9 protein-coding genes are annotated in these 13,102 nt (G+C 64.9%); 4 read left to right on the top strand and 5 right to left on the bottom strand.

The genetic code is table 11. The annotated features are described in order from the left end of the window. The first annotated feature begins 327 nt into the window (after positions 1-327). The 4 genes from BSZ14_RS07960 (at position 328) to BSZ14_RS07975 (ending at position 7,739) form a co-directional block, all read left to right on the top strand. The gene (locus BSZ14_RS07960; protein WP_445190537.1) at positions 328-3,327 is read left to right on the top strand and encodes a TonB-dependent receptor domain-containing protein; all 3,000 of its coding nucleotides are present in this window, start codon (positions 328-330) and stop codon (positions 3,325-3,327) included. A gap of 93 nt (positions 3,328-3,420) precedes the next feature. Next, positions 3,421-4,494 (top strand): DUF2332 domain-containing protein, encoded by a 1,074-nt coding sequence (locus tag BSZ14_RS07965; protein ID WP_083748164.1) that lies wholly within the window; start codon positions 3,421-3,423, stop codon positions 4,492-4,494. Between the two features lie 307 nt (positions 4,495-4,801). Then, positions 4,802-6,574: a HAMP domain-containing methyl-accepting chemotaxis protein gene (locus BSZ14_RS07970; protein WP_241823691.1), complete on the top strand. Its 1,773-nt coding sequence runs from the start codon at positions 4,802-4,804 to the stop codon at positions 6,572-6,574. 139 nt (positions 6,575-6,713) lie between these two features. Beyond that, on the top strand, positions 6,714-7,739 hold the full coding sequence (locus tag BSZ14_RS07975; RefSeq protein WP_076710540.1) for a sensor histidine kinase: 1,026 nt from the start codon (positions 6,714-6,716) through the stop codon (positions 7,737-7,739). A gap of 45 nt (positions 7,740-7,784) precedes the next feature. On the opposite strand, the gene BSZ14_RS07980 is transcribed toward BSZ14_RS07975, so the two are convergent. The 5 genes from BSZ14_RS07980 to trxA are packed head-to-tail and all read right to left on the bottom strand — an operon-like array spanning position 7,785 to position 13,102. Further along, positions 7,785-8,861, bottom strand: coding sequence for a PLP-dependent cysteine synthase family protein (locus tag BSZ14_RS07980; protein WP_198930474.1), 1,077 nt, complete (start codon positions 8,859-8,861; stop codon positions 7,785-7,787). Then, the gene (locus tag BSZ14_RS07985; protein ID WP_076710513.1) at positions 8,851-10,890 is read right to left on the bottom strand and encodes a M3 family metallopeptidase; all 2,040 of its coding nucleotides are present in this window, start codon (positions 10,888-10,890) and stop codon (positions 8,851-8,853) included. The genes BSZ14_RS07980 and BSZ14_RS07985 overlap by 11 nt, the downstream gene beginning before the upstream one ends. A gap of 10 nt (positions 10,891-10,900) precedes the next feature. Then, positions 10,901-11,896: a thioredoxin-disulfide reductase gene (gene trxB / locus BSZ14_RS07990; RefSeq protein ID WP_076710514.1), complete on the bottom strand. Its 996-nt coding sequence runs from the start codon at positions 11,894-11,896 to the stop codon at positions 10,901-10,903. A gap of 1 nt (position 11,897) precedes the next feature. Further along, complete coding sequence (locus BSZ14_RS07995) at positions 11,898-12,782, bottom strand: hypothetical protein (RefSeq protein WP_139330373.1); 885 nt, start codon at positions 12,780-12,782, stop codon at positions 11,898-11,900. Next, positions 12,779-13,102 carry a thioredoxin gene (gene trxA / locus BSZ14_RS08000; RefSeq protein ID WP_076710516.1) on the bottom strand — a complete coding sequence of 108 codons (324 nt, stop codon included), beginning with the start codon at positions 13,100-13,102 and terminating at the stop codon, positions 12,779-12,781. Before trxA ends, BSZ14_RS07995 begins: the two co-directional genes overlap by 4 nt.

Genomic DNA, 13,102 nt, shown 5'->3' on the forward strand with positions numbered 1-13,102 from the left:
GATTTACCGATATAAATTAATCTGACCGCGTCAGTTGATGGCGCAGGGACAGGCAGTTGCCCCCTGACCCGGACGTCCGCCGAAACGACGATCAAAAGCCTCACCCTGCTGGACAAGTCACCGCGGCCTAAACCGTCGCAGCCGCGCTTACCTTTAACGACCCGGTAACTTCGCGGGTGATAGGCGCCCCGCCATCGCAGCGCCAGATCATGGCGAGTGGAATACCGGCGACGTCAGTCGCTGCTGCGTCAGAGGGGGAATTGTTAAGTGACTTCGAAGACTTCCGCATTTGGCAGACTGCACCTTGGGATTTCGACGGCGGCATTGCTGACCGCAATCGCAAGCCCGGCCTTTGCGCAGGAGGCAGCACCGGCCCAAAGCGCCGATGCCGCCGACCAGAACGCGACCGCAGCCGCCGCACCCGCCACGACCGAACAGGACGTTCAGATCAAGCGGGCCGCGCCTGCGCCCGCCACGGCGGAAGGCGCGACCGTCGTCGTCACCGGCACGCTGTTCCGCGATTCCAACGCCAGCTCGATCTCGCCCGTGACCGTGGTGAACTCGAACGTGATGCTGCGTGCCAACATCACCACCGCACAGGACGCCATCCGTTCGGTCTCGGCCGACAGCGCGGGTTCGATCTCGACCGGTTTCAAGAACGGCTTCTCGGCCGGTGGCGCGGCGGTGTCGCTGCGCGGCCTGGGCGTTTCGTCGACCGTCGTGCTGATCGACGGCCTGCGCTCGGCGAACTTCCCGCTGAACGACGACGGCCACAACGCCTATGTCGACCTGAACTCGATCCCATTCAGCACCATCGAGCGCATCGAAGTGTTGAAGGACGGCGCGTCGTCGACCTATGGCGCCGACGCGATCGGCGGCGTGGTCAACCTGATCAGCAAAAAGAATGTCCAGGGCATTTCGGGCTCGGTCCAGGGGGGCACGACCGAAAAGGCCGATGGCGCGCATTATCGCGCCACGCTGACCGCCGGGTTCGGTGATTATCGCGAGCAGGGGTTCAACTTCTACGTCAACGGTGAATACACCTATGACGGGTTCATCACCAACAACTCGCGCGGCTACCCGTTCAACACGCTCGACCTGCGCCCCAGCGGCCTGCAGGACCGCAATCGCAACGACGATTCGCTGCTCCAGCAGAACCCGCAGGCGGTCGTCACCCGCGTGTCGCAGAGCGACCTGAACAATCCGCTGTCGGGCCAGGTCGGCTCGCCGCCGACCAACCAGTATCGCCTGCTCAATCCGAATGCCTGCCCCTTCGGCACCTTCACCGTGACCTCGGGCGCGGCACAGGGCACCGGTTGCGCGCATAACCTGCCCGCCGAATATTCGATCATCCAGCCGCGCCAGGAGCGTTACTCGACCACGGCGCGCCTGAACGTCCGGATCGCCGAGGGTTGGGAAGCCTTTGCCAGCGGCAGCTATTCGCATTCCGAAGTCGATATCCGCGGCGCGCCGTCGGGCATCCGCCAGACCCAGCCCTTCGGTGGCTCGGCGGCGCTCGCATCCAGCAGCCCGGGCATCGTCCTGCCGATGTATGTCTGCGCCGCAGGCGTGAACTGCGCCACCGCCGCCGACCGTCGCCTGAACCCTAACAACCCCTATGCCGTGGCGGGCGCCAACCCGGCGGACAGCGCAGCACGCATCTATTACCTGTTCGGCGACATCCCCGCCAACAGCCACCGCTATGTCGACGTATTCCGGGCGACCTATGGCATTTCAGGCGATCTGGGCGATGGTTTCAAGTTCCGCCTGAACGGCGTCTATGCCCGTGACAATTTCGCGGTCACGCAGCGCGGCTTCATCAACATCCAGGGCCTTCTGAATGCGGTCAACACCGGGGCGTACAACTTCGTCAATCCGCAACAGAACACGCAGGCCGTGCGCGACCAGATCTCGCCGGAGCGGACCACCCCGTCCTATTCGACGGTAGCGACGATCGGCGGTTCGCTGCTGAAGTCGCTGATGGAACTGCCGGGCGGCGACCTGAATGTCGGTGGCGGGTTCCAGGTCCGTCGCGAGACGTTGATGAACCGCAACCAGAATGCGGACCTGTCCTATTACGGCCTGAACACCTCGTCGGCGCAGGGTCGTCAGACCGTGACCGCCGGGTTCTTCGAGATCGACGCCCCCTTCGCACGCTCGTTCGACCTGAACGTCTCGGGCCGTTACGATCACTATTCGCAGGGTTATAGCCACTTCTCGCCAAAGGTGGGTGCCAAGTTCACCCCGGTCCGCGAATTCTCGCTGCGCGCCACCTATTCGCAGGGTTTCCGTGCGCCGACCTTCGCCGAATACAACCCGGCGAGCAGCTATTCCGGCTTCTCTTCGTTCAACCCGCCCGCCAGCTTCATTGCGGCGCACCAGGGCAATCCCGCCTATACGACCTCGTACAATATCGGCAGCGGGGCGCAGGGCAACCCGGACATCCTGCCCGAGGTGTCGCGCAGCTTCACCGTCGGTACGATCGTCAACCCGACGCGCTGGCTGAATGTCACGGTCGATTACTACAACATCCGCAAGTCGAACCTGATCGTCAGCGGGCCGCTGCGTGCCGAGGCGATCAACGCCTATTACAAGCAGACCAATGCAACCGACGGTTGCGCGGCGCTGGCCAAGGTGGGTCCGGGCTACAAGTGCAACGTCATCGACGCGCCCGATCCCGTCAACCCGAACGCCCTGCCCCGTCTGCTGGTGTTCGACGTTCCCTACGTCAACGCCAACTACATGGTCAGCTCGGGTATCGACATGCAGGCCAATGCGAACTTCCAGTTCGACAATGGCGTGAAGCTGATCAGCCGCGTCGACGTCACCCGCGTCCTGCGTCTCGACCTCGTCACCCCGGCGGGCGTGGTGCAGAAATATGCGGGTACGCTGGGGCCGTACGAGCTGTCGTCGGGTGGCGGCACGCCGCGTATCCGTGGCAACTGGCAGAACACGATCGAAGTGGGTAATTTCTCACTGACCAGCACGACCTATTATGTCGGACGGATCAAGCAGGTGGCGGCCGATCGTATCCAGCCGACCAACGGCGTGATCGACCTGTCGTGCAAGAACACGCTGGTGCCCATCATCGCGGGCAGCGACGTGAACAACCAGTGCTTCATCCGCCCGTTCATCTATACCGATCTGAACATCGGCGTGCGGGTCAATGACGACTTCCGGTTCTTCTTCAATATCCAGAACCTTACCAACGCCCGCGCTCCGCTGGCGGCGGCGGCCTATACCAGCAATCCCAACTATCTGAGCAGCTGGCACTATGCCGGTCTGGTCGGTCGCAACTTCAGCGCCGGTGCGAACTTCAACTTCTGATCCGGCCTGACCGGGTGATACGCGCCGGGGTCGACTTTCCCGTCGTCCCGGCGCGTATTGCCTTCTTATCTTTCGCGGCGTCATAGGCGACCGATGCAGCCGGAGCGTTCCAAGACCATGTATCCGGGTTCGGAAAAACCGACCGCCCAGCCCAGCGAACTGTACCGACAGTCGCTGGTGATGCGGGCGATCGGTACGCCCTTTGTCGCCGACCTGCTCGCCGCAGTGGATCGGCAGCTCGACAAGGCACCGCTCAGCGCCGCACTGATCCGCTCCTGGGGCAGCACCGCCGCCTCCTCCGCGATCGCGATGCGGATCAACGCTGCCCTGCACGCCCTGGCGAGGCGCGGTGTCGAGCCGCAATTGGCCGCGCTCTATGCCGGGGACCATGATCGCTACGACGAGGCGGTCGCCCTGGCGCTGGCGGCCCATGACGAATTCCTGGTCGACTGGTTGCTGCGGGTGCCGCAGACCAACGAGATCGGCCGCGCGGCGGCCTTGTACGCCGCCCTGATGGTCCTGGCGCAGGACCATGGCCATGATTTCGACCTGTTCGAAATCGGGGCAAGCGCCGGGCTGAATCTAAACCTGTCCCGCTATGCCTATGATCTGGGTGGCGTCCGGGCGGGGGCGACGGACTCGATGGTGCGGATCGCGCCGGAGTGGCGTGGCCCCCCGCCTCCCGATGCCGCCGTAACCGTCCGCGGAGCGCAGGGCGTCGATCTCCACCCGCTCGACGTCAATGATCCGGCGGCCTGCGAACGGCTGGCGTCGTTCATCTTCGCCGACCAGCCCGAACGAGCCGAGCGCCTGGACCGGGCGCTGGCGATCGCGCGACACCATCCGCCCCGGCTCGATACCGGCGATGCGGCATCCTGGCTGGCGACACAGCTTGCCCTTCCCGCGCCGGACGGTCGCCACCGGGTCGTCCTGCATTCGATGGTGCTGCAATATCTCAGCGCCGAGGACCGCGCCCGGATCGAGGCGACGCTGCACGAAGCCGGTGCGTCCGCGACCATGACGAGGCCTTTCGCCGCTGTCGGTTTCGAATGGGACCAGGCGCGCCAGCAGGTCGAGCTTCGCCTGCGCTCCTGGCCTGATGGGCGCGACCGCGTGCTCGCCCATTGCCATCCTTATGGTGCGTGGATCCACTGGCTGACGACCTGACGAATATATGTCACGATAATGGTTACACGCTTCACCCATCCTTAACCTTGCGGTTCTACCCGTTGTCCGACGAAACCAAGGTTTCACGCAGGATCGGGGGGATAGGACATTGCGCGACGACGACTGCGCCAGTGTATTTCGCGGCACGTTTCAAAGCCGAATCCATGATCGCGTTTGATGCTCTCCCCGTCGTGGCAGCGACCTTCGATGCGACGCATGACCGACCGGTCCTTCCCGCCCCCGATAACGATAACGCAATGAATCCACGCGTATCGTCCTTCGTCCGACCTGTTGAGAGAAACGCATAATGCTTACGAACATGAACATCCCCAAGAAACTGGGTGTATCGTTCCTGATCGTCAGCCTGTCGGCCGCGGTGATGACGATCGTGTTCTTTGTGAACATCTGGGAAATCAAGAACGCAACGGCGGGCAACAACCATGCCCAGGAAGTCTATGCCAAGGCGCTGACCCTGGAGACATCGATCCTGCGTGAGAACAGCCAGCTGCGCGGGTTCCTGGTCACCGGAGACAAAAGCTATCTGAAGTCGTATGAAGAAGCCCGCAAGGAATACGACACCACCAGCCGCGAACTGAACGCGATGCTGAACGACCCGGCCGAGCTTGCGTTGCTCGCCAAGTCGAATGCCGAAAAGGCCAAGTGGCGGCGGACATGGAGCGACCGTCTGACCGATTGGGTCAAGGACGGGCGGCGCGACGAGGCGCAACAGGCCGTTCGTGACGCCGGAAAGGCCGTTCTGACCAGTGACATCGTGCTGCCGCTTCGCGCCATTCGCGACCAGGAAACAGCGGCGATCGCCAGCAACGCTGCCTCGCAAGAAAATGCCATCAGCACCGCCATCATTGCCCTGGTGCTGGGCGGCGTGATGCTGATCGGCGTCGTCATCACCCTTCAGATGGTGCTGAGCCGTAGCATCGCGCGGCCGATCACCGCCCTCACCCGCCTGATGGCCGAGCTGGCGCGCGGTCGCAACGATATCGACGTGCCGGGCAGCGCGCGCGGCGACGAACTGGGCGACATGGCCCGCGCCGTCGTCGTCTTCCGCGACGCGGCCAAGGCCAAGGTGAGCGACGACCGCGAGCGCGATCTGGCCCTGGAGGCGATCGGTTCCGGCCTGCAAAGCCTTTCGGCGGCCGATCTGACCGTTCGCCTGACCGATCTGCCCCCCGCCTTCCATCAGCTGGCAACCGACTTCAACCGTGCGGTCCAGAACCTTTCCGGCCTGACCAGCGACGTTCGCGGCAGCGCCGGTTCCATCCGCTCGAATATCGAGGAAATCCGCCAGGCCACGGACAATCTGTCGGCACGCAGCGAGCAGCAGGCCGCCAGCCTGCGCGAAACCGCCGCTGCGGTCGGCGAAATCACGCAAGGCGTCCGCGAAGGCGCCGCCAGCGCCAGCCAGGCGAACCGCGCCGTGACCGAGGCTCGCGACGAAGCCGAAAAGGGCGGGCAGATCGTCGCCAAGTCGATCACCGCGATGAACGGCATCGACCAGGCCAGCCGCGAGATCGTGGACATCATCACCGTCATCGACGGCATCGCCTTCCAGACCAATCTGCTCGCCCTGAACGCGGGCGTCGAGGCGGCGCGGGCTGGCGATGCGGGCAAGGGCTTTGCCGTCGTCGCCTCCGAAGTCCGCGCGCTGGCGCAGCGCTCGGCCGATGCGGCATCCGACGTCAAGGCGCGCATCCTGTCGGCGATCGAACATGTCCGGTCGGGCGTGGTGCTGGTCGACGAGACCGGCAATGCCCTGCAACGGATCATCGGCAAGGTGTCGGACGTCAGCACCGTGGTCGACGTCATCGCCCGCTCCTCCGAACAGCAGGCCCACAGCTTGGGCCAGGTCAACATCGCCATCGGAGAGATCGATTCGGTCACGCAACAGAATGCCGCGATGGTCGAGGAATCGACGGCCGCCGCCAGCCTGCTCGCGCAGGAGTGCGGGACGCTGATGGCCTCGGTCATGCGCTTCAACGTGGATGTGGCCGCGCAACATGCCTCCACCGTCTCGCCGCAATACCAGACGGATTTTGGCCACTCGTCCAGATACGCCGCCTGATATTGGACAGATCCCGCCCGTCACGGCTGATACGGGGTCGCGGTTCAAAGCGACGACCCCGATGCCGTATTAACCTGGGTTTGCAACGGATGGCGTGATCGCGCAGGAGAACCTCACACAGGAGGACGTGATAGGGCATATGGACGCGAAGCGCCGGATATTCGAGCAACTGCCGCTGCTTGGCGAGCGCAGGGCGCTGGCCTATGCCGTGGCGTTGCTACTTTCGGCCATTGCGTGGTGGATACGCTGGAAACTGGACGCGGCCTTTCCGCCGGGGTTTCCCTATCTGACATTCTTCCCGGCCGTCATCATCTCGTCCTTCCTGTTCGGGCGTGGCCCGGGAACGCTGTCAGCCATCGTCTGCGGCCTGCTCGCCTGGTATTTCTTCATACCGCCGGCCAACAGCTTCGATCTTGCGCCGCGCACGCTCGTCGCCCTGGGCTTCTATGCCGGGGTCGTGGCGGTCGACATCGGCCTTGTCGACGCCATGCAGCGCGCCAATCGGCGATCGTCTCGGCTGGCGGCGGAACAGCGACAACTGGCCGAACGCACCGAGTTGCTCTTCAGCGAATTGCAGCACCGCGTCTCCAACAACATCCAGATGGTCGGCGCGATGCTGTCGCTGCAGCAGCGACAGGTCGTCGATCCGATCGCGCGCATGGTCCTGTCCGATGCATCCACGAAGCTGCAACTGATCGGGCGTATCCAGCGGCAGCTCTATGCGACGACGGGCGAGCAGGTGCCGCTGGACATCTTCCTGCGCGACCTGATGGCGGACCTGTTCGCCGCCGACACGAAACCCGGCATCATCCACCGGATCGAGGCCGTCCCAGGACTCCGACTTTCGCCCGATGCGGCGATCCCGTTGGCGCTGATCATGGCGGAGGGCGTCGCCAATGCGATGGAACACGGCTTTGCCGACCGCGAGGTCGGGCAATTGATCGTCACCCTCACCCGACAGGATGACGTCATCGCGCTTTGCGTGATCGACGATGGCGCCGGCCTGCCGCCGGGGTTCGACCTTCAGGGCTCGAACAGTCTCGGCCTGAAACTGGTGCGCAGTCTGGCCAAGCAGATGGGTGCGCAGCTGAGCGTCGAAAACGGACCGTCAACGGGAACGATCCTGCGCCTGTCACTGCCCGATGGCAAGGACCGTCGCCCGTGAGCGCGCACGCGCCAAGGGTCGCCATAAACACCCCGTATCGTCCTATCACACGCCGAATATGGCGCTGAATGCGGTTTCCTGCGCCCGCCAGTTCAAGCCGCGAGCGTCGAGCCATGGGTCGTCATAATAGGTGCAGCCGTAACGCTCGCCGCCATCGCACAATATGGTGACGATCGAGCCGACGTCTCCGCGCGCCGCCATTTCCTCCACCAATTGGGTCACGGCGACCAGGTTGGTGCCGGTCGAACCGCCCACCCTGCGCCCCAATCGGCGGGAAAGCGCGCGCATCGCACCGATGCTGGCGGCATCCTCGACCGCGATCATCCGGTCGATCACGGAGGGGATGAAGCTGGGTTCGACGCGCGGTCGCCCGATCCCCTCGATACAGCTGGCGCAGCCCTCGGGCAGCGACAGGGCCTGGCGGTCGGCAAAGTGCCGGTGAAAGACCGAATGCACCGGGTCGGCGACGCATAGCCGCGTCGCATGGCGCTGATAACCGATGAATCGCCCGATCGTCGCCGATGTCCCCCCTGTCCCGGCCCCACAGACGATCCAGCGGGGAACGGGATGCTCCTCCGCCGACATCTGCGCAAAGATGCTCTCGGCGATATTGTTGTTGCCGCGCCAGTCGGTCGCCCGCTCGGCATAGGTGAACTGGTCGAGATAATGGCCGCCCGTCTCCGCCGCGAGAGCGTTGGAGACGTCGTAGACGGTGCGCGGATCGTCGACCATGTGGATTTCTCCGCCGTGGAAACGGATCGCGTCCAGCTTGGGCGCGGCGGTCGAGGCGGGGACCACCGCGATGAAACGAAGGCCCAGCATCTTGGCGAAATAGGCCTCGCTCACTGCTGTCGATCCCGACGATGCCTCGATGACGCAGGTATCCGGCCCGATCCAGCCATTGCACAGCGCGTACAGGAACAGCGAGCGCGCCAGCCGGTGCTTCAGGCTGCCCGTCGGATGGCTGCTTTCGTCCTTCAGGTACAGCGTGATCCCCGGATGGCGCGACAGTTCCACCCGGATCAGGTGTGTATCGGCCGAGCGGTTGAAATCCGCCTCGATGCGGTGGATCGCCTCGGACCGCCAGCGTCGAACGGCGCCCATGTCGCGATCAGCGCGCATCGGTCGTCAGCCCATGGCGCGCCAGCATCACCTGCGGATCGGCGTCGCGTCCGCGAAAGGCGCGGAAGCTGTCGGCGGCCGGGCGGCTTGCCCCGCGCGAAAGGACCTTGGAGCAGAAGCGTGCGGCCACGGCCCTGTCGACCAGCCCCGCTTCGATGAAACGCTGGAACCCGTCGGCGGCCAGCACCTCGGCCCACAGATAGCTGTAATAGCCCGACGCATAGCCACCGGCGAAAATATGGGTGAAGGCGTGCGGAAAACGATGCCAGGCGGGCGGGTGGACCACCGCCACCTCGTCACGCACGGCCTCGATCACCTCGATGGGGTCAAGGCCCAGCGTTCCCATGTGGAGGATAAGGTCGAACAGCGCGAACTCGACCTGCCGGACGATGAACATGCCCGACAGGAAATGCCGCGCGGCGACCAGCCGGTCGAACAGCAAATCCGACAGCGGTTCCCCGGTTTCATAATGGCCCGACATGTCGCGCAGGACGGCCCGGTCCCAGGCAAAATCCTCCATCAGCTGGCTGGGCAGCTCGATCGCGTCCCACTCGAACCCGTTCGTCCCTGCGATGTTGGGGCGATCGACCTCGGTGAACAGGTGATGCAGGCAATGGCCGGTCTCGTGGAGGAATGTCACCACTTCCTTGTGACTGAGCAGCGACGGGCTGCCCGGCATCTTGGGCGCGAAGTTACAGACCAGATAGGCGACCGGCACGCGCTGGACATCGCCGTCGTTCAACCGGGGCCGCGCCTGCGCCATCCAGGCACCGCCGCGCTTGCCTGCGCGCGCGTGCAGGTCGAGATAGACACCCGCAAAAACCTTACCCTGGTCATCCACGACGTCGTAATAGCAGGCGTCCGGGTGATAGACCGGGACGTCGGGACGCCCGACAAGGCTGATACCGAACAGGCGATCGAGCAGGTTCTTCCAACCGGCAATCACATTCTCGACCGGAAAATGCGCACGCACTGCCTGTTCGTCGACGGCAAACTGCGCCTCGCGCAGCCGCTCCGCGACATAGGTCACGTCCCAGGGATGCAGTTCGTCGATCCCCAGATGCTTCGCGGCATAACCGGCGAGCGCGGCAAATTCGAGTTCGGCCGCCGGCTTGGCGCGACCCGCCAGATCGCGCAGGAAGGCCAGCACCTCCCCAGCATTGGGCGCCATCTTGGTGGCAAGCGACCATTCGACCGGATCGGGAAAGCCGAGGAGCCGGGCGCCCTCTTGCCGTCGCGCGAGAATCGCCGCGATCCGTGCCGAATTGTCGAACTGCCCGGCATGAGGCCCCTGATCGGATGCGCGGGTCGCCGACGCGGCATAGACCCGTTCGCGCAGACCCCGGTCCCGCGCGAAGGTCATGACCGCGTTGACATGCGGCATCTGAAGCGTGACGACCCAGCCGGACAAGTCCCTGGTCTTGGCCGCCGCGGCAAACATCGCCTTGTCCGCATCCGACAGTCCGGCGAGCAGGCGTTCATCCTCGACATGCTCGAACCAGGCATCGGTCGCATCCAGCACGGCATTGCCGAACTCGGTCGACAGCTGTGACAGCTCCACCGACAGGGCGGCAAAACGGGTCCTTTCCTTGGGATCGAGCGCGACGCCCGACAGCCGGAAGTCGCGGATCATATGCTCGACCGCCGCACGATCCACTTCGTCCCGCGCGGCGAAGTCCGGCGTGGCGGTCAATGCAACGAGGACGTCGTACAAAGCGCGGTTCTGCATGACCTGAAGCCGGTTCTCGACCAACCGCTTCTGCCCTTCCGCATAGGCGCCGCGCAGGTCGGGCGTGTCGGCGACGGCCTGCAAATGGGTCACCACCGACCAGACCGCCGCAATGGCGGTGTCCGCGCGCTCCAGCGGCATCCACGCTTCCGCGAAGTTCGCCGGGCGCTCCTCCACGATCCGCACAACCGCCGCTCGGTGATCGGCCAGCACCCGGTCCAGCGCGGGGCCGATATGGTCGGGGCGGATATCACCGAAATGCGGCAGGGCGAATGTGTCGAGCAACGGGTTGTTCATCATGGCTTTTCCCTCAAACCAGCGTGCCGTAATCCGCGCCCTCGGCCGCGATCGCCGGGATATTGTGCCCGGCGAGATACCGCTCGGCCTCCAGCGCGGCCATGCAGCCCATGCCCGCGGACGTGACGGCCTGGCGGAACAGCTTGTCCTGCACGTCACCCGCCGCGAAGACGCCGGGCACGCTGGTCGCGGTCGAGCCCGGGGTGACGAGGATATAGCCCTCGTCATCCATATGGAGCTGCCCCTTGAACAGCGACGTCGCCGGGTCGTGGCCGATCGCGACGAACAGGCCGTGTACGGCCAGTTCCGACACCGTGCCGTCGCGCGTGTCGTGCAGCGCGATGCCGGTCACCCCCTTGGCGTCGCCCAGCACCTCGACAACCTCGCTATTCCAGATCATCTCGACCTTGGGATTGGCGTGCAGCCGCGCCTGGTTGGTACGATCGGCACGCAGGCTGTCGCGGCGATGGACCAGATAGACCTTCTCGGCGAAGTTGGTGAGATACAGCGCTTCCTCGACCGCCGTATTGCCGCCGCCGACGACCGCGCAGACGCGGCCGCGATAGAAGAAGCCGTCACAGGTCGCGCAAGCCGAGACGCCGCGCCCGCGATACTCGGTCTCGCTCTCCAACCCCAGCCACCGAGCCGACGCGCCCGTGGCCACGACGATCGTATCGGCCGTGTAGCGGGTGCCACCATCACCGATCGCAAGGAAAGGGGTTCGGGTGAGGTCGACCTCGACGATCAGGTCGCCGACGACATCGACGCCCGCCTTGCGGACCTGATCGCGCATCCGTGCCATCAGCTCTGGCCCGAGCACGCTTTCGTCGCCCGGCCAATTCTCGACCTCGGTGGTGATGGTCAGCTGTCCGCCGGGCTGCGGTCCCTCGATCAGCCTGGGCGCCAGCGCGGCGCGCGCGGCATAGACGCCCGCCGTATAGCCCGCCGGGCCGGAGCCGATGATCAGAACTTTGCTGTGCAGCTCGTCCACGCCCTGCGCCCCCTTCATCCTACGCCTGTGCCGTGAGGATGGGTGAGGTCTCGATCATTTCGATCAGCCTCCAGCCGGTCGTGACATACATTTCGCTCGACTGTTCCAGCCGCTCGCATCGCTTGCGAAAGCGCGCGCTCAGTTCGGGATGGTCGGCGTCGAGGATCGCATAGACCCGCTCAAGCCCCTGGAACTCCGCCTTGTACGCATTCTTCTCGGCCTGCTCGCGAAGCTGGAAGACGCGACTTTCCTCTTCCGGTGTCCAGCCGATCTCGGCCAGCGCCACGCGCAGTTCGAACGCGCCGAGGGCGTTCAGCGTATCACGCAGCACCGTCCGCATGGTGCCGGGCCAGGCCGCCGACTCCACCGTGCTGGCCGCCGCGCGGTCCAGTACATCGTCGCCAAGGGCATCGGTCGCCGCCACCGCAGCAAGGCGCACCGCCTTCCATTGCTGACGATCCGGCTCGTCCCCCTCGACCGCCCGACGATGCAGGGCGATGATCGCCAGGCGGCTCTCCTCCAGCGCCGGATGGCGACAGGTGGTGTCGCACAGGCGCGGCTTTGCCAGCAGGTCCAGAATCATCCGCGACACGACGGCAGACAGATCGCCGCCGACCGGCGTGCGCGCCAGCCAGGCTTCGGCGAAGCGGGCGGCCTCGGAAAGCGGACGAAAGCCGTTGATGAGCATCGGCAACGTTTCGGCCAAGGCCGTGGGATAGCCGAGCCTGGCGGCATAGGCGGGCGTGTCATCCGCCTCGACCACGGCACCGATCGCATTGGCCTTTCCGTCTTCCCATGCGGGGAAATAGACGAAACTGCCCGCCGCGACATGCTGCCTCAGCCGCGCTGTCGCCCGGGCCTTGACCGCCGGATCGCCGTGGAAAGCGATAGCATCCGCCATCATGCCGCACTCACATTCGCATCGACAAAGGCGTCGAGACGGCTGCGCGACATGGTGCCGAACGCGCGCGCCGCTTCCGCGCCGTCCCTGACGATCAGCAACAACGGAATGCCACGCACCTCGAACCGCTCGGCAAGCTTGGGATTTTCGTCGATATTGACCTTCACGATCTCGATCTCGTCGGCATATTCCTCCGCGAGCTCGTCCAGCGTGGGGGCCAGCGCCTTGCATGGGCCGCACCAGGGTGCCCAGAAATCGACCAGAACGGGCTTGTCATTCTGCAGGACGATCTCGTCGAAATCCTGCTCGGTTGCATGCCGCAT

Source organism: Sphingomonas sp. Sph1(2015), from assembly GCF_001970915.1.
Classification (GTDB): Bacteria; Pseudomonadota; Alphaproteobacteria; order Sphingomonadales; family Sphingomonadaceae; genus Sphingomonas; species Sphingomonas parapaucimobilis.

What these genes read in the sequence shown, in the direction of transcription:
- BSZ14_RS07965 (WP_083748164.1), top strand. Translation starts at nt 3,421, where the DNA reads ATGCAGCCGGAGCGTTCCAAGACCATGTATCCGGGTTCGGAAAAACCG.
- BSZ14_RS07970 (WP_241823691.1), top strand. Translation starts at nt 4,802, where the DNA reads ATGCTTACGAACATGAACATCCCCAAGAAACTGGGTGTATCGTTCCTG.
- BSZ14_RS07975 (WP_076710540.1), top strand. Translation starts at nt 6,714, where the DNA reads ATGGACGCGAAGCGCCGGATATTCGAGCAACTGCCGCTGCTTGGCGAG.
- BSZ14_RS07980 (WP_198930474.1), bottom strand. Translation starts at nt 8,861, where the DNA reads ATGCGCGCTGATCGCGACATGGGCGCCGTTCGACGCTGGCGGTCCGAG.
- BSZ14_RS07985 (WP_076710513.1), bottom strand. Translation starts at nt 10,890, where the DNA reads ATGATGAACAACCCGTTGCTCGACACATTCGCCCTGCCGCATTTCGGT.
- trxB (WP_076710514.1), bottom strand. Translation starts at nt 11,896, where the DNA reads ATGAAGGGGGCGCAGGGCGTGGACGAGCTGCACAGCAAAGTTCTGATC.
- BSZ14_RS07995 (WP_139330373.1), bottom strand. Translation starts at nt 12,782, where the DNA reads ATGATGGCGGATGCTATCGCTTTCCACGGCGATCCGGCGGTCAAGGCC.
- trxA (WP_076710516.1), bottom strand. Translation starts at nt 13,102, where the DNA reads ATGCGGCATGCAACCGAGCAGGATTTCGACGAGATCGTCCTGCAGAAT.